Origin of the sequence: Rhodococcus wratislaviensis (genome assembly GCF_041228765.1) — a bacterium.
Taxonomy (GTDB): Bacteria; Actinomycetota; Actinomycetes; order Mycobacteriales; family Mycobacteriaceae; genus Rhodococcus_F; species Rhodococcus_F wratislaviensis.
This window is the reverse complement of sequence record NZ_CP150488.1, coordinates 4,787,355-4,807,318: the sequence shown is the minus strand read 5'-3', so window position 1 is coordinate 4,807,318 and position 19,964 is coordinate 4,787,355. Positions and strand designations below refer to the sequence as shown.

At 66.9% G+C, this 19,964-nt stretch carries 18 protein-coding genes; 11 read left to right on the top strand and 7 right to left on the bottom strand.

Annotated elements, in window-relative coordinates; genetic code table 11:
- Positions 1-226 precede the first annotated feature (226 nt).
- A complete protein-coding gene (locus WKC72_RS22255) occupies positions 227-949 on the bottom strand; it encodes an SDR family NAD(P)-dependent oxidoreductase (RefSeq protein ID WP_037233872.1) in 723 nt (240 codons plus the stop codon).
- A gap of 110 nt (positions 950-1,059) precedes the next feature.
- Positions 1,060-2,142 (bottom strand): aldo/keto reductase, encoded by a 1,083-nt coding sequence (locus WKC72_RS22250; RefSeq protein ID WP_370179212.1) that lies wholly within the window; start codon positions 2,140-2,142, stop codon positions 1,060-1,062.
- 151 nt (positions 2,143-2,293) lie between these two features.
- On the opposite strand from WKC72_RS22250, the gene WKC72_RS22245 reads away from it, so the two are divergent.
- A complete protein-coding gene (locus tag WKC72_RS22245; RefSeq protein WP_370179210.1) occupies positions 2,294-3,217 on the top strand; it encodes an AraC family transcriptional regulator N-terminal domain-containing protein in 924 nt (307 codons plus the stop codon).
- A 110-nt stretch (positions 3,218-3,327) separates the two neighbouring features.
- Positions 3,328-4,224, top strand: a complete 897-nt coding sequence (locus WKC72_RS22240) for an SDR family oxidoreductase (protein WP_370179208.1) — start codon at positions 3,328-3,330, stop codon at positions 4,222-4,224.
- A gap of 31 nt (positions 4,225-4,255) precedes the next feature.
- Here WKC72_RS22240 and WKC72_RS22235 read toward each other — a convergent pair whose 3' ends face one another.
- A complete protein-coding gene (locus WKC72_RS22235; protein WP_037233882.1) occupies positions 4,256-4,999 on the bottom strand; it encodes a Clp protease N-terminal domain-containing protein in 744 nt (247 codons plus the stop codon).
- A 130-nt stretch (positions 5,000-5,129) separates the two neighbouring features.
- Here WKC72_RS22235 and WKC72_RS22230 point away from each other — a divergent pair, with 130 nt between their 5' ends.
- The 4 genes from WKC72_RS22230 (at position 5,130) to WKC72_RS22215 (ending at position 8,663) form a co-directional block, all read left to right on the top strand.
- Positions 5,130-5,492 carry a PadR family transcriptional regulator gene (locus tag WKC72_RS22230; protein ID WP_037233884.1) on the top strand — a complete coding sequence of 121 codons (363 nt, stop codon included), beginning with the start codon at positions 5,130-5,132 and terminating at the stop codon, positions 5,490-5,492.
- Positions 5,492-6,838, top strand: coding sequence for a permease prefix domain 1-containing protein (locus WKC72_RS22225; protein WP_037233886.1), 1,347 nt, complete (start codon positions 5,492-5,494; stop codon positions 6,836-6,838). Before WKC72_RS22230 ends, WKC72_RS22225 begins: the two co-directional genes overlap by 1 nt.
- Before the next feature lie 23 nt (positions 6,839-6,861).
- The gene (locus WKC72_RS22220; RefSeq protein ID WP_370179204.1) at positions 6,862-7,575 is read left to right on the top strand and encodes a TIGR02206 family membrane protein; all 714 of its coding nucleotides are present in this window, start codon (positions 6,862-6,864) and stop codon (positions 7,573-7,575) included.
- A gap of 98 nt (positions 7,576-7,673) precedes the next feature.
- Positions 7,674-8,663, top strand: a complete 990-nt coding sequence (locus WKC72_RS22215; protein WP_370179202.1) for a rod shape-determining protein — start codon at positions 7,674-7,676, stop codon at positions 8,661-8,663.
- On the opposite strand, the gene WKC72_RS22210 is transcribed toward WKC72_RS22215, so the two are convergent.
- The 3 genes from WKC72_RS22210 to WKC72_RS22200 form a co-directional block, all read right to left on the bottom strand.
- Positions 8,664-11,507, bottom strand: a complete 2,844-nt coding sequence (locus WKC72_RS22210; RefSeq protein WP_370179199.1) for an FtsW/RodA/SpoVE family cell cycle protein — start codon at positions 11,505-11,507, stop codon at positions 8,664-8,666.
- A 20-nt stretch (positions 11,508-11,527) separates the two neighbouring features.
- Entirely contained in the window at positions 11,528-12,763 is a 1,236-nt protein-coding gene (locus WKC72_RS22205; protein WP_370179197.1) for a hypothetical protein, read from the bottom strand.
- Positions 12,764-12,976: 213 nt separating this feature from the next.
- Positions 12,977-14,506 carry a hypothetical protein gene (locus tag WKC72_RS22200; protein WP_370179195.1) on the bottom strand — a complete coding sequence of 510 codons (1,530 nt, stop codon included), beginning with the start codon at positions 14,504-14,506 and terminating at the stop codon, positions 12,977-12,979.
- Between the two features lie 189 nt (positions 14,507-14,695).
- Between WKC72_RS22200 and WKC72_RS22195 the strand changes: the two genes are divergently transcribed.
- The 5 genes from WKC72_RS22195 (at position 14,696) to WKC72_RS22175 (ending at position 19,308) form a co-directional block, all read left to right on the top strand.
- Entirely contained in the window at positions 14,696-15,178 is a 483-nt protein-coding gene (locus tag WKC72_RS22195; protein WP_370179193.1) for a DUF1931 family protein, read from the top strand.
- Positions 15,179-15,365: 187 nt separating this feature from the next.
- Complete coding sequence (locus WKC72_RS22190; RefSeq protein WP_112298269.1) at positions 15,366-15,788, top strand: hypothetical protein; 423 nt, start codon at positions 15,366-15,368, stop codon at positions 15,786-15,788.
- A 271-nt stretch (positions 15,789-16,059) separates the two neighbouring features.
- A complete protein-coding gene (locus WKC72_RS22185) occupies positions 16,060-17,529 on the top strand; it encodes an APC family permease (RefSeq protein ID WP_370179191.1) in 1,470 nt (489 codons plus the stop codon).
- Positions 17,513-18,886, top strand: coding sequence for an FAD-binding oxidoreductase (locus tag WKC72_RS22180; protein ID WP_370179189.1), 1,374 nt, complete (start codon positions 17,513-17,515; stop codon positions 18,884-18,886). Before WKC72_RS22185 ends, WKC72_RS22180 begins: the two co-directional genes overlap by 17 nt.
- 80 nt (positions 18,887-18,966) lie before the next feature.
- On the top strand, positions 18,967-19,308 hold the full coding sequence (locus tag WKC72_RS22175) for an HNH endonuclease (protein ID WP_370184453.1): 342 nt from the start codon (positions 18,967-18,969) through the stop codon (positions 19,306-19,308).
- A 12-nt stretch (positions 19,309-19,320) separates the two neighbouring features.
- Here the strand turns inward: WKC72_RS22175 and upp are convergent, their stop codons facing one another.
- Entirely contained in the window at positions 19,321-19,950 is a 630-nt protein-coding gene (gene upp / locus WKC72_RS22170; RefSeq protein ID WP_005246597.1) for a uracil phosphoribosyltransferase, read from the bottom strand.
- Between the last annotated feature and the right edge of the window lie 14 nt (positions 19,951-19,964).

Below are 19,964 nucleotides of genomic sequence, written 5' to 3'. Positions count from 1 at the left end.
GGGCGCCAGCGCCGTCCGCAATCCTGTCCTCCGGGGGATGGCTCGAGGCGCCGGTGACCGGGCAGGCCCAGCTACGGGTGATCTTCCAGGTACCGTCCTCAGCGACGCGCGCCACCGGACTCACATCACTTCCCTGTCGATACTCACGGGTTCGGTGGTGACCGACCCCGCCAGGTTTCCTCGAGACGAGTGTGGCTGTGAGCGTTCGTACATCCTCCAGCCCGCGTCAGTCGACGACAGCGCCCCCGGTGAGGTTGATCTCGGTCGCGGTCATCGTCGAGGCCCAGTCGGAGGCGGCGAAGACGGCAGCGTTCGCGACATCGGCGTAGCTCGGGCGACGCGGCAGCAGCAGACGGGTGGCGTCCGGGTCGGGCTCGCCCGGTTTCGGGGAGCCCGGCGACAGCAGCCAGGCGACACGGACACCCCGCGGACCGAGCTCGACGGCGAGCTGCCGGCACAGGCCGGCGAGTGCGGCCCACGCGACGTGGGAGCCACCGAGGTTCGGAATCGCCTCCCGTCCGCCGGCCATGACGAGGATGACGCCGGTGCCGCGTCCCACCATGTGGCGCGCAGCGGCCGTCGCCACGGTGAAGCTCGACGTGACCGCCTTGGCGACCGGCTGCATGACGTCACCGACCTGCATGTCGACGAGCGGCGTGCCTTGGATGTCGTCGTTGAAGGTGGCGTTGAAGCAGACGTCGATGCCGCCGCTCCGGTCCGCCACCGCCGCGGCATGTCGTTCAACCGCGGTCCGGTCCACCGCGTCGAGAACAGCGACGTGCGCAGTCCCGCCCTCGTCCCTGATGCGGTGGGCGACGTCCTCGAGTGTGGCTCGCGTGCGTCCGGTGAGGTGCACCTCAGCGCCTTCCCGCGCATACGCCCGTGCGACCGCGGAGCCGACGGCGCCACTTCCACCGTGGACGATCGTGGTGCGGTTCTGCAGCAGCATTACTCATCCGCCTTCCGTCGCTCGCGTACCAGCGTAGGACCGCGCAAGGTAGGACCGCGCGAGATTCCGGACTTCATCGGTGCTGCAGGTAGGTGCTGAGCGTCGGCCCATCAGTAGCGGACGTCGCTCTGCAGCAGTGGTGGATACACGGTGGACGATTCCCCGTCCACGGTGGTGCCCGCGAACTGGAGCATCGCCCGCTGCTCGCCGTGCATCGGCGCCGGGTAGTTCAACGTCGGCGCCGAGACGTCGTCGAGCGCGCGGAGGTGTTCGGGGCTGAGCGTCACCTCCAGCCCGGCTATGTTGTCCGTGAGGTGTTCGACTCGCCTGGCGCCGAGGATGGGAACGACTGTCCCGGATCGCGCGCGCAGCCAGGCCAGTGCGACAGCAGCCGAGGTGGTCGCGAGGTCGTCGGCGATTGCGGCGACGGCGTCGATGACGACGAACTCGGCGTCGGTGGGACCGCCGACGAAGGCGGTGCGCGCGGAGTCGGTGACCTCGGTGCCGCGGCGATACTTGCCGGACAGAAATCCGTTCTTCAGTGGGCTCCAGGGGACCAGAGCCATGCCCTGATCGAGTGCGAGGGGCGCGAGTTCGCCCTCGACGGTGCGGGCCAGCAATGAGTACTCGACCTGTAGCGCAATGAGCGGGGCCCATCCTCGCAACAGCGCTGTGGTCTGGGCCTGCGCGGTCACCCACGCCGGGTTGTTGGAGATCCCGATGTAGCGGATCTTGCCGGCGCGAACCAGGTCGTCGAGGGTGCGCAGGGTTTCCTCGATCGGGGTGTGGCGGTCCCAGTTGTGCAGCCAGTACACGTCGACGTAGTCGGTGCGCAGGCGCCGGAGCGTCTCGTTGAGTTGGGCGATGATGGCCGCGCGGCCCGCACCGCCGCCGTTCGGGTCGCCGGGATAGAGGTTCGCGAAGAACTTCGATGCCAGCACCACGCGCTCGCGCAGACCGCGATGGGCGGCGAAGAAGTCGCCGAGGATCTTCTCCGAGTGGCCGTTCGTGTAGAAGTTGGCGGTGTCGATGAAGTTTCCGCCGAGGTCGAGGTAGGTGGCGAGGATCTTCTCGGATTCCTCGGCGCTGCACCCCGCGCCGCCGGCATCCTCGCCGAAGGTCATCGCACCGAGGGCGAACGGGCTGACCCGCAGTCCCGAGCGGCCGAGTGTGACGTACTGGTCGAGTCGCATGATCTGCTCCCTTGCTTGTCGGAATGTGCACGTCCATCGAAACGCGAACTGCGGTACCGGTGGTAGATCGATCGGCGCTGGGCATTGCACGATCCTGCCGATGTCGCGACGATCGGGTTGCCGGACAGCGACGCGGATGCTTTCGTGAGTTGTGCGTAACTCTCCCGACCTGCTGGACGAGATCCGCGGCAGCATCACGGTGCATGCCCGGCCGGATCTGCAGACGCCGATCGATGGGCTGTTGTTGTCGAAAGTGACGGCCGAGTCGGCGGCGCCGGAGTATTCGCTGACCGAGCCACTGCTGGTGATCATGACCCAAGGCGGTAAGCGACTCCTGCTCGGCGACCGGGTGTTCGAGTACCGGGCAGGGCAATGCCTCGTCGTCACCGCCAACTTGCCTGTCACCGGTCAGTACCTCGACATCGGCGACGGCGCCCCGTCGTTGGCCATGGGACTGGTGCTGCGCCCGGCCGCCATCGCCGCACTGGTGTTGCAGGCCCCCACCGAACGGTGGTCCCGTGGCACCGCCGGCCCGCAGGCGATCGAGACCGGCGACGCAGATGACGATCTACTCGACGCCGCGGCCCGGATGCTGCGACTGCTCGATCATCCGGCGGACGCGCCCGTGCTCGCCCCGCTGATCGAGCAGGAGATCCTCTGGCGGCTGCTCACCGGCCCACACGGGAGCGCGACGCGCCAGATCGGGATGGCCGACAGCGATCTGTCGCATGTCAGCCGGGCGATCCACTGGATCCGCGACAACTACGCCGAGCCGATGAGGATCGACGACCTCGCACGGTTGTCCAGCATGAGTGCGTCGGCGTTTCACCGGCACTTTCGAGCCGTCACGGCCATGAGCCCCTTGCAGTTTCAGAAACGCATTCGATTGCAACAAGCCCGCTCGATGCTGGTCGCCCATCCCGGTGACGTCGCGGGAGTAGGGCATCTCGTCGGCTACGACAGCCCCTCACAGTTCAATCGCGAATACCGTCGCCTGTTCGGCGCCTCCCCGGGCAAGGACGCCCAAGACCTACGCACAAACACCACACTGTCGCACACCGGTCCCCTGCCCTGACGGTTTCCGTGTGCTCTCGAGGGGGTAAGCGTAACGGAAGCGCATCACAGATTCGACGAATCCATCAGTCCTGCTCGTTGATTCGACCGAAGACGAAGAAGGGCACGAGAATGGCCGACCAGTACACCCGGCAGGATCCCACTACGCAGTACCCCGCTCCCGATCGCGAACATCAACCGGAGCTACTGCACCCGGGACTGACCCCCGACATGGTGACCGCCCCGGACCACGGCGAGAGGTCCTATCGGGGAAGCGGTCGCCTCGAGGGCCGCCGTGCCCTGATCACCGGCGCGGATTCGGGCATCGGACGAGCGGTGGCGGTCGCGTTTGCTCGCGAGGGCGCCGATGTCGTCGTCAGTTGCCTGAACGCCGAGGAGTCGGATGCGCGGGAGACGGTGCGACTGGTGCAAGAAGCCGGCCGGCGAGGCGTCGTCGCGACCGGCGACATCACGTCGGAGGACCACTGTCAGACCCTGGTCGACCTGACGGTCCGTGAACTCGGCGGTCTCGACATCCTCGTGAACAACGCCGCCTTTCAGATGGTGCAGACCGGTGGTATCGCCGACATCACCACCGAGCAGTTCGACCGTGTCCTGCGGACGAACCTCTACGCGCTGTTCTGGTTGTGCAAGAAGTCCGTCGCCGTCATGGAACCTGGATCGACGATCGTGAACACCTCGTCGATCCAGGGCATGAATCCGTCTCCCGGGCTCCTCGACTACGCCACCACGAAGGCGGGCATAATCGACTTCACCAAAGGACTGGCGGCTGATGTGGCGAAACGGGGAATCCGGGTCAATGCCGTTGCACCGGGGCCGATCTGGACGCCGCTGATCCCCGCGACAATGCCCGCCGACGGTTATCGGCAATTCGGGGACGACGTGCCTCTGGGCAGGCCCGGCCGGCCGGCCGAACTGGCACCCGCGTACGTATTCCTCGCATCGAACGAATCCAGCTACGTCACCGGAGAAGTGCTCGGCGTGACCGGCGGGACGCCGTTCACCTGAGCACTGCACGGGTGACGGAGATCCTGCGAGGTCATTCCTTTTCGCGGGCGGCGACAATGGCGGCGAGGTTTGCGGCGATGTTCTCCTCGGCGGCAACTTTGTCCACACCCAGTCCGGTGAGCACACCGACCCCGTCCTCGACCTCGAGCAGGGCCAGCAGGATGTGCTCGGTGCCGATGTAGTTGTGCCCCAGACGAAGCGCCTCACGGAATGTCAGTTCGAGCGCCTTGCGTGACTGAGTGTCGAAGGGGATGAGTGCGGGCACCTCCTCGACCGCGGGGGGCAGCGTCGCGGTTGCGGCGTGCCGGACCGAATCCAGTTCCACCCCCTGCGCGGCGATCGCCCGGGCGCCGAGCCCTTCGGGGTCGGTCAGGAGTCCGAGGACGAGATGCTGGGGCAGGATCTCGGCGTTGCGAGCGGCCCTGGCCTCGTTCTGAGCGATCACCACGACCTGTCGTGCGCGCGGAGTGAACCGACTGAATCCCTGATTCGGATCGAGGTCGGAGGCTTGCCCGGGGTCCTTGGGGACGAACCGCTTCTGCGCGGCCTGCTTCGTGACGCCCATGCTCTTGCCGATTTCGGTCCACGATGCCCCCGAGCGGCGAGCCTGGTCGACGAAGTGACCGATGAGATGGTCGGCCAGTTCACCGAGGTGTTCCGCAGCGAGAACCGCGTCGGTGAGTTGCTCGAGCGGGGCTTCTGCGTGCACCTTCTTGATCGCATCGATGAGCTCGTCGAGCCGGATGGGTGGGGTCGTGCGGTCCGAATTCTCCATGCGTCAACTCTAGGTTGACGATCCAATAGCGTCAACCCCAGGTTGTCGCTTGCGGCTTCCGCCGGCAGCCCACCGACCCTCGACCGGATCTGTTACTTTGATGACTAGCAGATCTAGGGATAGGGGTTCTATGCATATTGAGAAAGATCTGGTGGCGGCCTCGGCCACTCCCCTCGTGCTCGGAATTCTCGCGGAAGGCGAGTCTTACGGGTATGCAATCTTGAAGCGAGTCAACGACCTGTCCGGCGGACGGATTCAGTGGACCGACGGAATGTTGTACCCCCTTCTGCATCGTCTGGAAAGGTTGGAATACGTGTCGGCGTCGTGGGGAGCCTCCGACAGCGGGCGCAGACGCAAGCACTACACGATCACCGCTGCCGGCCGGGAGATGCTCGCGGAGCGGCGCGCCCAATGGGACGTCGTCGCGGACGCTCTGAGCCAGGTGTGGCGCTCCGTCCAGCTGCCCCCCGCCTCCGCCGAAGGATGGACGTGATGGATACCGACAAGGAGCTGGAATCGCAGATCGGTCAGTGGCGGGGCTACGTCGAACGCCGTCACGCGATATCCGCCGCCGACACCGACGAGATGGAAGACCATCTACGCGATCAAATTTCGGACCTGTCCGCCGCCGGGCTGAAGGCCGACGAGGCATTCCTGGTCGCGGTCAAACGCATGGGCAACGTCGACGACATCTCCCGCGAGTTCGCACGCGAGCACTCCGATCGGCTGTGGAAGCAACTCGTCCTGATGCCCGCCGCGTCGGATGGCGATGGCACTCGCCCCACGCGTGAGCTGTTCGTCGTTCTCGGGCTCGCCGTCGGCGCGGCACTGTCGGTCAAGGCCGGCGTCGCGACGCTCGACGAGCAGGACCTCGCGCGCAACCTCAGCCTCTTCGTTCTCCCGTTCCTCGCCGCGTACTTCGCCTGGAAGCGTCAGGTGACGCCCCGCCTCGCCGCGGTACTACTGGTGCCGTTCGTTCTGGCGGCGGTACTTCTGAACGTCTTCCCGTTCGCGTCGAACGGTTCCACCGAGGTGATCGCGGCGATCCACGCACCGATCGCGCTGTGGTTCGCCGTCGGCCTCGCGTACGTCGGGGGTCAGTGGCGATCGGATCGGCGGCGAATGGACTTCATCCGTTTCACCGGCGAATGGGTGGTCTACCTGACCCTCCTCGCCCTCGGCGGCGGCGTCCTCATCGGCCTGACGATCGGTGCGTTCGACGCACTCGGCCTGAGTGTCGAGTGGTTCATCGAGGACTGGGTGCTGCCGTTCGGGGCGGCAGGCGCGGTCATCGTCGCCGCATGGCTCGTGGAGGCGAAGCAGAATGTGGTCGAGAACATCGCCCCAGTCCTCACCCGCGTGTTCACCCCCCTGACGACTCTCATGCTGCTGGTGCTGCTGACGGCATTCGCGACGACCGGCAGCGTCGTCGACGTCGACCGAAATCTGTTGATCCTGATGGATCTCATCCTCGTCGTCGTCCTCGGATTGCTGTTGTACGCGATCTCAGCCCGTGACCCCTACCTGCCGCCCGACCTGTTCGACCGCCTCCAACTCGTCCTCGTCGTCAGTGCCCTCGCGGTCGATCTGCTGATGCTGTTCGCCATGCTCACGCGAATCGCGGAATTCGGCTTCACCCCGAACAAGGTGGCGGCGCTCGGAATGAATCTGGTCCTCCTCGTCAACCTGGCGTGGTCGGCTCATCTCATCGTCGGGTTCCTTCGCGGCCGCCGCGGATTCAGCTCCACCGAACGCTGGCAGACCCGCTACCTCCCGGTCTTCGGCGTGTGGGCGGCGTTGATGGTCGGCGTTCTCCCACCGGTTTTCGACTTCGTGTGACGACAGTGCGGAGCTGAACGAGAGTGTTCTCCTCGCAAAGGGAATTCACGGCGTACGGACCGTCCTATTGGGCCATGATCGTGCTGTTCGTCGTGGGGGCCGCGATTCTGGTCTGGCTCGGACGAAGGCAGACCGAATCGCAGGCCCGACGCCTGGGCCGCGTCCTTGCGGTGCTGACGGCCGCGATATACGGCGCGACGCTGGTTCATTTCTCGATTCCGCCCACGATCGCCGACTCGGTACCGCTGCGCCTCACCGATCTCGCGACCGTGGCGGCGGCCTGTGCGCTGTGGTCCCGGGCGCAGTGGGCCTACGCACTCACGTACTACTGGGGACTCGTGCTGAGCACCCAGGCGTTGATCTCGCCTGTTCTGACCGGCCCGGACTTTCCCCATTACCAGTTCCTCGCGTTCTGGGCGATTCATCTGCTCGTGGTCTGGGCGGCCATCTATCTGACGTGGGGACGAAGGATGCGGCCCCGGTGGCGCAGCTACCGGTTCACGGTCCTGGTCACGGTCGTGTGGGCGGCAGCTACCTTCACGTTCAACAGCATCGCCGGAACCAACTACGGCTTCCTCAACAGAAAGCCCGCCACCGCGACCCTCCTGGACGTGCTGGGTCCCTGGCCGGTGTACCTAGTGACCGCGACAATGCTGATTCTCGTCGTGTGGGCGCTGATGACCTGGCCGTGGGAGCGGGCACGACGACGCACCGACGAAGGCCCTCTGCCGTCCTGACGTTGTCCGGCGTCTTTGGTGTCGCGCGTTATCTTCCGAATGACGCTGCCGCTGCGTAACATCAGATCCATCTCGCTGGAATCCCTCTGGAGGCCGACGTGGGTGGACTTGGTATCGATCTCGGAACTGCCAACACTGTCGTCGGAACTCCCGACGACGGCATCGTACTGAACGAGCCGTCCTTCATGCTCGTTCGAACGAAGGATCCGCATCGTGCTCTCGCGATCGGCACGGAGGCGCGAAGTCTCGTCGGCCGCACTCCTATCGGAATCACGCCGGTTCGACCGTTGCGTGACGGGGTGATCGTGGACCTGGAGTCGGCGCGGGCATTCGTCACGGCCGTCGTCAAACGGGTCTCCTCGGCCAGGCGATACGGTCTGCGTCCCAAGGCCGTCATCTCGGTCCCTGCGGGCGCAACCCCGCTCGAGCGTCGGGCACTGCTCGAGGTCGGACACGAGGCGGGCCTGCGGAAAGTGGGGTTGGTGCCGGAGCCGGTCGCGGGTGCCCTCGGCTGCGGGATCAACCCGCTCGAACCACGGGCCCACCTCGTCGTCGACATCGGTGGCGGCACTTCGGAAATCACCGCCATCTGTTTCGGTGGCATTCTCTCCCACCGCAGTTGCCGACTCGCGGGAGACGAACTGACCAACGCGCTGTACCAGTACTTGCGGTCGGAGCACAAGATCGTGGTCGGCGAACTCACCGCCGAGCGGGCGAAGCTCGGCGCACCGGACACCGACGAAGGGCAGTCACTCGTCGTGGAGGGCCGCGACGCAGTCACCGGCCGGGCGCGATTCGTCACACTCGAGACCGCGGAGATCGTGGATGCGTTGCGTCCGACCACAACCGGAATCGTCCAGACACTGACCGAGTGTCTCGAGGACCTTCCTCCCCAGGCGATCGGCGACGTGATGTCGGAAGGGCTCCTCGTCATCGGCGGCGGGGCGATGCTGCGTGGTCTGTCCCAGCTGCTCGAGGAGTCCTTCGGGTTCCCGGTGAAAACGGCCGAGCGCCCACTCACCTGCGTCGCCGAGGGCGCTACGGCGTGTCTGGTGCACCCTGAGGTGGTTGCCGCCTACAGCGCCTGATCACCGATTCGGCGGCGGCGCGGACGGTCGCGGGAAGTAGTGTTCGAGGAGTTTCTTGACCACGGGGCCCGCTGTCGCCGACCCGAAGCCACCGCCGCGGATCAACACCGACACCTGGATCTGGGGGGCGTCGAACGGCGCGACCGCAGAGAACCAGGCGTTGAGTCCTTCCCCGGGCGCCGACGGGTCCTCCGCCGTGCCGGTCTTCGCGCCGGCCGGTACGGGGAGGTCCGCGAGTTGCCCGGCGGTCCCGGCCGACGCGGACGCCCGCATGCCTGCCCGGACGGGACCGAGCAGGTCCGCGAACGGTAGGCGCTGCGGCTCCGCTGTCGGGATGGGGGTCAGTTCCGACCCGTATGCGGCCGCGAGCTGAGGCGTCACCATCGCACCCGTGGCGATGCCCGACGTCCAGCGCGCAACCTGGATCGGGGTCGCGCTGACGGTGCCCTGCCCGATACCCATCAACAGGGTCGACCCGGGATACCAGGTGGCCCCGATGCTTCCGACGTTCTCCGGGGTGCCGAGAAATCCCTCGGCCTCGCCGGGCAGATCGATCCCGGAGCGACGGCCGACGCCGAGTTGCCCCGCGACGTCCGCCATCTTCTCCGGGCCCAGGAGTTCACCGAGTTTGTAGAAGTAGACGTTGTCGGACCACTGAATCGCCTGGAGCAGATTGTGCGGGCCCATCGGTTGCCAGTTCCGGAAGGTGTGGCCACCGTAGGTGTAGGCCGCGCCCGTGTCGATCACCGTGTCGGGCGACAGAACCGGGTATCGGGTATTCGCCGCCGCGACGACGATCTTGAAGGTGGAACCGGGCGGGACCGCGGTCTGGGTGGCGTTGTTGACCAACGGGCTCGGCCCCGGGGTCTGGCTCTGCGCCGCGAGGGCGACGAGGTCGGCCGGAGGTCCGTAGACGTTGTTGTCGGCCCCCGGGACGCTGGCGAGGGCCAGCACGGCTCCGGTCCGCGCGTCCATCACGACGGCGGCACCGAGGTCGCCCTTGCTGGTTCGCATCGCCTCCACGAGCGCGTCGGTGGCCAGGTTCTGGACACCGATGTCGAGGTGCAAGCGCAGATCGTGGCCCCGCACCGGGTCCACGCGTTCGCCGGTGGCCACCGGACGCCCGGATGGATCGACGTAGATGCACTGTTTGCCGTCGCTGCCGCGGAGCAGAGCGTCGTACTGCTTCTCGAGTCCCGCCTTGCCGACCCGTGACCCGAGCGCCAGATGCGGCCAGCGTTCCATGTCGTCGGCGTCGGCGACCCCGACGTGGCCGAGGACGGAAGCGAGCACGGCACCATACGGATACTGCCTGCGACCGGACGGCACCACGAGCACACCGGGAAGTCGCGCATCCACGATGCGCCGAGCCTGGTCGGGTGCGACTCTGCCCACGGCCACCTGAGACTCCCCCTCGCCACCGGCGTCGATCAGGTCCGCCAACCCGCCGGGGGACGTGCCGAGCAGCGCGGCGAGCCGGTTGCGGGCGTCGTCGTCGTTCTCCTCGAACATCCGAGCGACCACCGCCACCGCATACTCGGCGACATTGACCGCAAGAGGAACACCGTTGCGGTCGAGGATCAGCCCGCGCTCTGCGGGCAGGCGGATGCACCGCATCATCTGCTGGTCGCTCATCGCCCGAAATTCAGCACCCCGGTCGTGTTGCAACTGCCAGGCGAACATCGACATCGCGACGAGTGCCGCGGTCATCGTCAGGGTGCCCGCCGACATTCCGCGCGGTCGGCGCCGCCGTCGGGGATCCGGGGCCCACAGGGGTCGCGCGACGCCGTCTCTGCGCACCGCGAGTATCAGTCCGATGGCGGCGAATCCGACGATGGCGGCCGTACCCCCGTAGCTGAAGAGGGGAATCGGCATCCCGGTGTGGGGCAGCAGCGACAGACTCTGACCGATCGACACCAGCGCGTGGATCCCGAACAGTCCGCCGATCCCGGCCGCGACGAGCGCAGCCTCCCGGGTCCGTGCCGTTCGCGCGGCGAGGGCTGCCCGCCACACGATGACCGAGGTCGCCACCACGACGGCCAGGCCGGCGATCAGACCCCACCCGTACACGAGGCTGGCGAACGCGAGATCGTGCTCCGATTCGGGTAGATACTCGGCCCGCACGTCGTACAGCGGGTCACGCGCCAGACCCCACAGCCCACCACTACCGATCGCGATGTTCGCCTGCAACTCGGCCCATCCCGCGCCGGCGGGATCGGCGTTGCTCGACAGGAACACGTGCACCCGTTCGAGCTGGTAGGGACGGAGGAAGAGCACGGCCAGCGGAAGCGACGCGATACCCAGCACGAACAGCGGAACCAGAGGCAGCAGCGGGACCCGGGCGAGGATGAGCATGAATCCCGCCGTCGCAACGAGGACGACGGCAGTCGACAGGTCGGGTTGGAGTGCGACGAGTGCGATGGGCACGCCCGCGATCACGAGGGTCGCGACGAATCGTGCCAGGGTGAACCCCACGGCGAGCATGCTCGCGGGCACGAGAACCAGAGCGAGCTTGGCCAGTTCGGACGGCTGGACGGTGAATACGCCGAAGTCCAGCCAACGTTGAGCACCCTTGGTCGCGACCCCCGCGAGCGGCACGACCGCCAGTAACACGGTCGCCACGGTGAACACCGCCCAGCCGAAGGCGCGGAGATCACTCATCCGCAGGCGGGACACCACATACATGATGCCGAGACCGGCAACGGCGAAGAGCGTGTGGCGAACAGCATCTGCCGTCTTCCCTGTCGACAGCAAATTCAGAAGGCCGAGCACGACGAGAACGATCGCCGCACCGACGATCCACGGGTCGGATTCGTGCTTGTCGTCGTGCTTGCCGTCGTGCATCCCACCCCTCCCCCCGGCGCTCAGCAGCGAGCGTTTTCGGCGGGCACCAGCAGCGGCTCGGACGCGGCCGTCGCCGGGGCGCTGGTGACGGCTGCGACGGCGAGCGCGGCGTCCGGCGGCAGATCCGTCCGGACGATGCCGTACACCTGTTGTGATCCGGGCTGAACGGGCAGTGTCACGTCACTGGTGGCCCGCACCTCGCCGGAACAGCGGTCGTACACGTTGACCTTCCAGGTCACGGCGCCGACAGCCGCTGCCGGATCGAGGCGAATGTCGACGCGGATCGCGCATGCTTGCCCGGGCCGGCACTCCCCGTTGGCGCGTGTGACCGTGACGAGGGTGATCGGCCCCGCGCTCGCGGGGGCACCGACGTCGACGGGCGGCGGCGGCCGGCCGGCATCGATCGTCGGCGGCGCCGGCTGATCAGCCGGGGGTTCCGGTGGAGGCGGCGGCGACACGGCCCGAATCTGATTCTGCTCCGTGGGATTCACGGGATTCAGGACGGCGTCCCATCCCCGGCGCAGCTCCGACCACACCCGTGGAGCCATCCACGCTGCAGCGACGAGCAGCAGGATCGCGATCAGGCCGACTGCTCCTTGCCGCCGCGACGGCCGTCTCCTCTTGCGATGCCACGGATTCCGGACCGGCGGGAACCATCCTGACGGCGCGAGGGTGGGTCCGGCCGCCACAAAGGGCCAGTCCTCGACGTCCGCTCGCTCCCCCACCACCCGGCTGTCAGGACGCGGCCGTCCCATGGTGGCCGCGACGAGCCCGGCGAGTTGGCAGCGCTTCCTTCTCTCCTCGGCCGGGTCGACGTCCGGTGCGATCGCTCGACGAACCCTTTGCACCAACGCATCCAGATCCGTTGTTTCGGCGAGCGATTCGTGCAACCGGTCGGCCAGTGCCGAATCGCGGCCGTTCGTCGCGATACTTCGGAGAAGGTCGGCCACCTCCTCGTTCGTGTCGTGCCGGGACGCACTGTCCGCGCACTCGATCGTGAGCTGGCCACTGTCGGACACCGTCACTTCCCGGAGGCGGAGCGGGTAGGGCCACTCGCCACGCGCCAATTCGAGCTGATGGAGCGCATCCGCGACGAGCAGCGCGGCCTGCGCTGGTGTCAACGTCGCCACCGCAAGGAGTCTTCGGAGTGCGACGCCGCCGACACGTTCGTCGTGATCCATGTGATCGGGTGAGTCGGATCGCACGTCGGCGGGTTCGGTTCTCCTCGCAAGGAGCCCTGTCACTGCTTCGATCATCGCGCACCCCGACGCTATGCCTCCCGCACGGTTGCGACGCGACCGGAGCGGGCGGCGGCGGACCTTGAGTTGGGCTTACTCGCTGCCGAAATCCATTACGCCTGCGTCATTCATTTAACTCCGCGGCGCACTCCGGCGTCCGAGAAATCGCCTCGTCCGCTTCGACACAATTCGGTGTCGTCGATCCGGACCGCCGGGGCGCACCTGTGGCCGTCAGCTCCCGCTCGGCGGTACGCCGAACGCGCGCATCACGATCGCACCCCAGTCCCGCGACATCGGGCACGGTGGAGGATCCCGGTGGTCCAGGAACCGGATCACCTCGTCGTCGAAGGCTGCCGATGTGGGCAGCGACGAGTGTGCGGCGCGGACCGGGCAGCCATTGCGTTCGACGTCCAGCCTCCAGCCGTGCGGCATCAGCGGAAGATCGGCAGCCGAGGTGATACTCAGAACACGCACCTCCCCGGGCAGCGGCTCGCCGAGAATGGCTTGTGCGCTGCCGGCGGTGCCGAGCAGTTGCCGTGCCGCGGGCGTGTCCGGGTCGAAGTGGAAGAAGACGACGTCGGTCACGGGCGCCGCCCACCGCAACAGGTCGCCGAACACCCTGCCCGGTCGGTCGACATCCGGAGGCGGAAAGCCGAGCGGGGTCTCCGGAAAGACACCCACCAGCACCAGCACATCGACCCGCGCCCGACCCGTGGCGACCGCTTCCCACGCAATCCAGGCGGCGTGGGAATGTGCGGCAACGGTCAACGGCCGCTGCAGGTTCACGATCTGTTCGGCAAACAGCGAGACCTGTTCCTCGACGGGCCGCTGGGTGTCGGCAGGTTCGTACGGGGCCCCCGATCTGATCGGACACGTCGAGTCGCGCTGAGGCTGTCCGTCACCGGGGCCGGCGTAGGAGAAGTAGTAGACCTGATCGCATTCGTAACCCAGCCGGCGCACGTCCGCCCGGTGCATGCTCCCCTGCCCCGAACGCGAATTGATTCCGGACATGATGAACAGCGAACCGGCCTGTGGTGACCCGGGTTCCGGATCGTCATAGCGTCGTGTCTGAACAAAGACCACCGACATCGCAGTCAACGCGACGAGGACGGCAGCGAGCGCCGTGACGGGCCGGGTGAGCGGCGCACGGTCCATCGCCCACACCGTCAGTCCCGTCGCCGCAGCCGAGATCGGCACGAGCAGCACAGTGACGGCCGGGGCCCGGTCGGCCAGAGCGCCGAGCCCGAGGACCGCCGCGCAGTACGGCGCCATCACCTCGATCCGCAGGCCGCGGCGCCACGCCCGCGCCATCGCCCCGCGCAGGGTGACCTCGCCCTGCCACGGGACCGGGCCGAGTATCACGACCAGCAGTCCGATCAGCGCCACCGCCGGCCAGAACGCCCGCGAATACAGCGCCGCGTAGGCGGTCGCGTCACCGAGCGTCGCCAGGAGTACGGGGCCGAACGCCGTCGCGTAGAACATCGCGGCGAAGCGGACGCGTCGGGCATCGAGTCCACCGAGAAGCCAGGCCATCAGCATGACCCGCACGACCGACACCACCGCCAGCAGCACCAGGAACTGGGGCCACGAGGCGGTAAGCACCAGCAGAAGTCGCAGGTCCGCGAACTGATCCAGCGGCGGCAGCGCGACCAGGTGCAGCAGTCCCGGCCAGACGGGAATCATCCCGCTCGCCGCGAGCACGACGACGAGCACCGCGACGGCGGCCAACGGCAACCACCGCGTCCACTTCGTCGACGTCATATCTTTCGCTGTACTCGCTGTTCGTGGTCCTGCACAACCCATGAGCAGACCACACAGGCCCGGTTCTCACGTCCGGAGCGTGGACAGGACGGCCCTCACACCGGACGTAGGACGTCGTGCCGGACAACGGCATACCCTGTGCGCGCGGTTCGCCGGATGTGTGACCGCATCGCGGGGGATGATCACCTCATGAAACGTGCGGAGGTCGGAAGCCACGGGGCGCTCATGACGTTCGACCAGTTCGCGGACATCTTCCGGGACGTCGCCAGCCTCGGCGTCGTCAGGGACGACTTTCACCGATTCGACGACGTCGTCACCGCGAAACTCTACGACCTGCTCCTCGTCGCGCAGGAGAGCGCGGCGGCCCAGCACCGGCACATCGTCGAACCCACCGACCTGCCGATCACCAGAGGGTTGCAGGAGAACATCGGGTTGTTCCGCGAGCTCGGCCCCAGCCTTCGGGTTGACCCGATCGTCGAGCGGCTGGCCGACTACCCGCCTCTCGACGGCATCCTCGCCACCGAAACCCGCTCGGGGCTGCCCGACATCACCGGCGGACTCAGCGTGGCCCTCGCGCGCACCTTCCGCACCGTCTACCCCGAGTTGAGAACCGTGCGGGCACGAACCACGCACTGGTCCGTGATCAGTACCCTCGTCGACCTCTATCTCTGACGTCCCGGCCGCAATAGGCCACTGCCCTTTCACGCATTCGGAACTCCCCTGGGGTGCAAACATCCACCCCTGGATGGATGGCCGATCACCCCTTTAGGGGGCGTTGCCGGGCCCGCGTTCCGGCGAAGACTGGTGTTCGTCCACAAGGGGACACGGAAATCCACACACCACACTCAGGAGCAACGCAATGAACTCGACGAAGACACGCATCGCCGCAGCAGCCGCAACGGGCGCCGCCCTCGGACTGGGAATGTTCATGGCCCAGAGCGCCACTGCCGCCGCCGCACCCGCCCAGTCGACGTTCCCGCAAGTCGTCTCCCCCGAATCCGGACTCTCCCCGTACAAGGTCGAGGTCAGGGACCGTATCGGCTGCGCAAACGCATGGCCCATGGTCGCCTGCGACGCCCCCGACGAGGACGTGCCCGACCAGGTAACCCTCGTCGAGCCCGGCACCACCCTGGTCGAGCCCGGCGGCACATCCCTCTTCGGCCCCGCCGCCGCTTCCGTGCACTCCCAGCAGGGCGCCACCATCCACCAGGTCAACTACCCCCTCGAGCCCGACGACGGCGTGATCTCCCACTCGCTCGATCCCGACATGCCCTGGATGTGACATTGGTGCGACGCCGACTCACTCAGGATCACTAGTACAGTCTCGCGGCCGCCGGGGCCAATGGCCTCGGCGGCCGAGACGTGTGCGATGACGCGTGCCGTGCGCGTCTCGGAGTATTTAGACAGACGAACCATCGATGACATCCGCACCCTCGAGGAGGACGATAAAACAGACCGGTCTCGCTCTGATCGCGGAACGAGCCTCGTTGTGACGGGTCTCTTCGAACGATTCCACTTCTCCGCAGTTCCCGATTGAACGTGAGGCGGCCGAGATGACGGCAGAAAACGTGATGGGCGCACAGAACGCCGATCAAGAATGTCAAGACTGCGGCTACAAACCGGAGCTGAAGCGAACCCTGGGCTCCTTTCAGGTGTTCGCCGTCTCGTTCGCATTCATCTCGGTGGCGGTCGGGATCTTCGGCACCTACGACGACGTACTCCGAGACGCCGGGCCGGTGGGAATCTGGCTCTGGGTCATCGTGGCACTGGGGCAGACCCTGGTGGCGCTGGTGATCGCCCAATTCGCGGCCCGCATCCCACTCAGCGGCTCCTCCTACCAATGGGCCTCGCGGCTGGCGAACCCGAAAGTCGGCTGGCTGTTCGGTTGGCTGACCTTCTGCTACCTGGCGCTCGGCGTGGTGACGGTCGACAACGCGATGGCAAGCTCCGCGCTCATGCCGCTGTTCGGCATGCAGCCCGACGAGGACACGGCACGCGTGATCACACTCGTCGTAGTGCTTGTTCAGGCGGTGCTCGTCGTGTTCTCGACGCGCCTCGTCGGCTTGATCACGTCGGGCGCGGTGGGGCTCGAACTGGTGATCGTCGTGGTGCTGGCAATCGGACTCTTCGTCGCTGTGGCGATCACGGGCGAGGGCTCGGTCGACAACCTCACCTCGCGCGGTATCACCGAGGGCGCCCCCAACTATTTCGCTGTCGGCGGCGGGTTGATGGCTGCGATGATCATGGGGCTCGCCACGCTCGTCGGCTTCGACTCCGCGGCGAATATGGCTGAAGAGGCCAAGGATCCGTTTCGCAGCGTCCCGCGCGCGATCGTGGGATCGGTCGTGGCGGCGGCAGTGCTGGGACTGGTGTTCTTGATCGCGCTCACGATCGCGATCAAAGATATCCCCCGGGTGAGCGCCAGTGACACGCCGGTGGCGGCGATCCTGCGCGATCAACTGGGTCCGGTGATGGAGAGGACGCTGCTGGTCGCGATCGCGTTTGCATTCTTCGGCGCCGGGATGGTGACCCTGGCCACCTGCTCGCGGATGGTGTTCGCGATGTCGCGCGACGCACGTTTCCCTGCTTACCGACTGATGCGCCGGGTCAACTCGCGTACGCAGACACCCATTCCGGCGACCATCTTGATCGTCGTCGTGGGAGTCGTCCTGATGGCCGTGCTGCCTGGTGGCGCACTGCTGGAGTTGCTCACGGTCGGGACGGTCATCTCGGCGGTCCTCTACGGCGCGATCATCGTCCTCTATCTTGCGGTGCGGAGACGACTGGATCGTAAGGAGGGCGCGTTCGATCTCGGTCGCTTCGAAATGCCGGTCGCGATCGGTGCGCTGGTCTGGTCGGCTGTCGTGCTGTTCGTCATCGTGTCGCCCTCGAGTGCCGTGACCTCGATCCTGATAGCGGTCGGGTTGCTCCTCGCGGGCGGGGTGTACTTCGCCTACCTGTTGATCTTCAAACGCGAGGTACTGGACACCGAGCCCGGAGACGCCGATGTCTTCTCACACTGATCGTGAGGTGAAGCCCCTGACTGCCACTGTCGCGAAGCTGACGGGTGAGGTGGTCCGTGCGGGCGATTCCGGCTACGAGGCGGCGCGGGTCGGCTGGAACCGCCTGTATTCCCGGTACCCCGAGGCCATCGTGTTCTGCTGTGACACACAGGACGTGATCAATGCGGTTCGCTGGGCTCGCGAGGAAGGCATCGCCCTGCGTGCCCGCAGCGGCCGCCACAGCCTCGAAGGCTGGTCGTCGATCGACGGCGGGCTGGTCGTCGACGTCAGTCGGATGAAGAGCATCGTGATCGACGAAACGGCACGCACGGCGACGGTCGGGACGGGTCTGACGCAGAAGGAGACGGTCGCGGCCCTCGGGCAACGCGGCTTCGTCGTACCGACCGGCTCGGAGGGCGGCGTCGGTCTCGGTGGTGTGATTCTCGGGGGTGGCTTCGGGCTGCTGACCCGCTGCATGGGCATGGCGTGCGACAACCTGCTCGCCGTGGACGTCGTGGTGGCCGACGGCTCGCGCTCGGCGAAAATCGTGGAGGCCACCGAGCACAGCAACTCCGACCTGCTGTGGGCGTGCCGTGGTGGAGGCGGCGGTAACTTCGGGATTGCGACGTCCTACACGTTGAGGCTTCACGAGCTCTCGAACGTCACATTCCTCGTCGCGCGGTGGACCGGTCACGGCGACCTGGCCGCCCTGCTTCGCACGTGGCAACGCGACGCGCCGGTCGCCGACGAGCGGCTGACCAGCGCGCTCGAGGTGGATTCGAGCGCGGTCGAACTGTCTGCGCTGATGTATGGCGGTTCGCGGCGAGAACTCGAGGACCAGCTGCGCTCGCTGCTGACGATCGGGAATCCCGACGTGAGTGTGACGGAGGACGCCTGGCCGACCGTGTACGGCGAGGTCGACAGGGGGCCGAACGACGTCGCACTCTGGAAGTTCTACTCGCAGTTCGTCACCCGGCCCTTCCCTGACGAGGCGATCGATCTGATCGTCCGCTGTATGGGTAACACGCCCAGTCCGCCGAGCAACTTCTTCTGCTCGAGCTTCGGTGGGGCTGTGCGGCAGGCGCCGCCCGGCGGATCCGCGTTCCCGCACCGTGACGCGCTGTTCTACTGCGAGCCGGGCGCCGCCTGGAACGACCCGACCCTGAACTCGACGGCGCTGGGCTGGGCGACCGACTTCTGGCGCGCACTGCGCCCCTACGGCGACGGCGCCTACGTCAACGTGCCCAACGCCGCCGAGTCGGAGTGGGAACGTGAGTACTACGGCTCGAACCGCGAGCGGTTGCGCGAGGTCAAGGCCACCTACGACCCGGAGAACGTGTTCAGCTTCGAGCAGAGCGTGCCCCCTGTCACCGGCTGACCCGTCCCGAGTCCTACGCTGGGGCGATGGCGGTCAACCGGAGTCGCAGGGCCAGGGGCGCCCGTAAACGCAAGCGTCGGATGGAGAGTGTCGAGCACGACCTCACCGCCGAGCAGTGGAGTGCGCTGACCGAGGCGTGGGGTGGCTGCGCGTACTGCGGCGCGACCGACAAGCCGCTGCAACGCGACTGCGTGCAGGCACTGTCCCGCGGCGGACGTTACACCCTGGACAACATCGCCCCGGCCTGCGGCTCGTGCAACGCCAGTAAATGCAATGACGAAGTGACCGGCTGGCTGCGGCGCAAGCGACTCGACGAGCGCGCCTTCCTGCTGCGTCACGTCGAGATCAAGACAGCACTCGCGCTGCGATTCCCCAGCCACCCGGACACCGAACTCGAAGCGCCGGAAACCACTGCCCTGTGACGACAGCGCCTACTACTTGGTGCCGAAGAGGCGGTCGCCGGCGTCCCCGATACCGGGCAGAATGTAGCCGTGTTCGTCCAGTTGGCGGTCGACGGCGGCGGTGTAGATCGGGACGTCGGGATGCGCCTTGTGCAGGGCGGCAACGCCTTCGGGGCAGGTCAGCAGGCACACGAACTTGATGGATTTGGGGCCGCATTCCTTCAGCCGCTCCACCGCCGCCACGGCAGAGTTGCCGGTGGCCAGCATCGGGTCGATCACCACCACGTCGCGCTCCTGCAGATCGCCGGGCATTTTGAAGTAGTACTCCACGGCTCCGAGGGTTTTGGGGTCGCGGTAGAGACCGATATGGCCGACGCGCGCGCCCGGCACAATTGTCAGCATGCCGTCCAGGATGCCGGTGCCCGCGCGCAGGATGGAGACGAACACCAGCTTCTTGCCGTCGATGACCTTGCCGGTCGTGAATTCCAACGGTGTCTCGACGTCGATCTCCTGCATCGGGATGTCGCGAAGGACCTCGTACGTCATCAGCGCGGAGATCTCGTTCGCCAGTCGACGAAAGCTGTTGGTGGAGGCATCCTTACGGCGCATCATGGTGAGCTTGTGCTGCACCAGTGGGTGGTCGATCACGTGTACCGTGCCCATGTATTCGTCCTCGT

Coding starts and splice junctions, on each gene's coding strand:
- WKC72_RS22255 (WP_037233872.1), bottom strand. CDS start 949: ATGCTGCTGCAGAACCGCACCACGATCGTCCACGGTGGAAGTGGCGCC.
- WKC72_RS22250 (WP_370179212.1), bottom strand. CDS start 2,142: ATGCGACTCGACCAGTACGTCACACTCGGCCGCTCGGGACTGCGGGTC.
- WKC72_RS22240 (WP_370179208.1), top strand. CDS start 3,328: ATGGCCGACCAGTACACCCGGCAGGATCCCACTACGCAGTACCCCGCT.
- WKC72_RS22235 (WP_037233882.1), bottom strand. CDS start 4,999: ATGGAGAATTCGGACCGCACGACCCCACCCATCCGGCTCGACGAGCTC.
- WKC72_RS22230 (WP_037233884.1), top strand. CDS start 5,130: ATGCATATTGAGAAAGATCTGGTGGCGGCCTCGGCCACTCCCCTCGTG.
- WKC72_RS22225 (WP_037233886.1), top strand. CDS start 5,492: ATGGATACCGACAAGGAGCTGGAATCGCAGATCGGTCAGTGGCGGGGC.
- WKC72_RS22210 (WP_370179199.1), bottom strand. CDS start 11,507: ATGCACGACGGCAAGCACGACGACAAGCACGAATCCGACCCGTGGATC.
- WKC72_RS22205 (WP_370179197.1), bottom strand. CDS start 12,763: ATGATCGAAGCAGTGACAGGGCTCCTTGCGAGGAGAACCGAACCCGCC.
- WKC72_RS22200 (WP_370179195.1), bottom strand. CDS start 14,506: ATGACGTCGACGAAGTGGACGCGGTGGTTGCCGTTGGCCGCCGTCGCG.
- WKC72_RS22195 (WP_370179193.1), top strand. CDS start 14,696: ATGAAACGTGCGGAGGTCGGAAGCCACGGGGCGCTCATGACGTTCGAC.
- WKC72_RS22190 (WP_112298269.1), top strand. CDS start 15,366: ATGAACTCGACGAAGACACGCATCGCCGCAGCAGCCGCAACGGGCGCC.
- WKC72_RS22185 (WP_370179191.1), top strand. CDS start 16,060: ATGACGGCAGAAAACGTGATGGGCGCACAGAACGCCGATCAAGAATGT.
- WKC72_RS22180 (WP_370179189.1), top strand. CDS start 17,513: ATGTCTTCTCACACTGATCGTGAGGTGAAGCCCCTGACTGCCACTGTC.
- WKC72_RS22175 (WP_370184453.1), top strand. CDS start 18,967: ATGGAGAGTGTCGAGCACGACCTCACCGCCGAGCAGTGGAGTGCGCTG.
- upp (WP_005246597.1), bottom strand. CDS start 19,950: ATGGGCACGGTACACGTGATCGACCACCCACTGGTGCAGCACAAGCTC.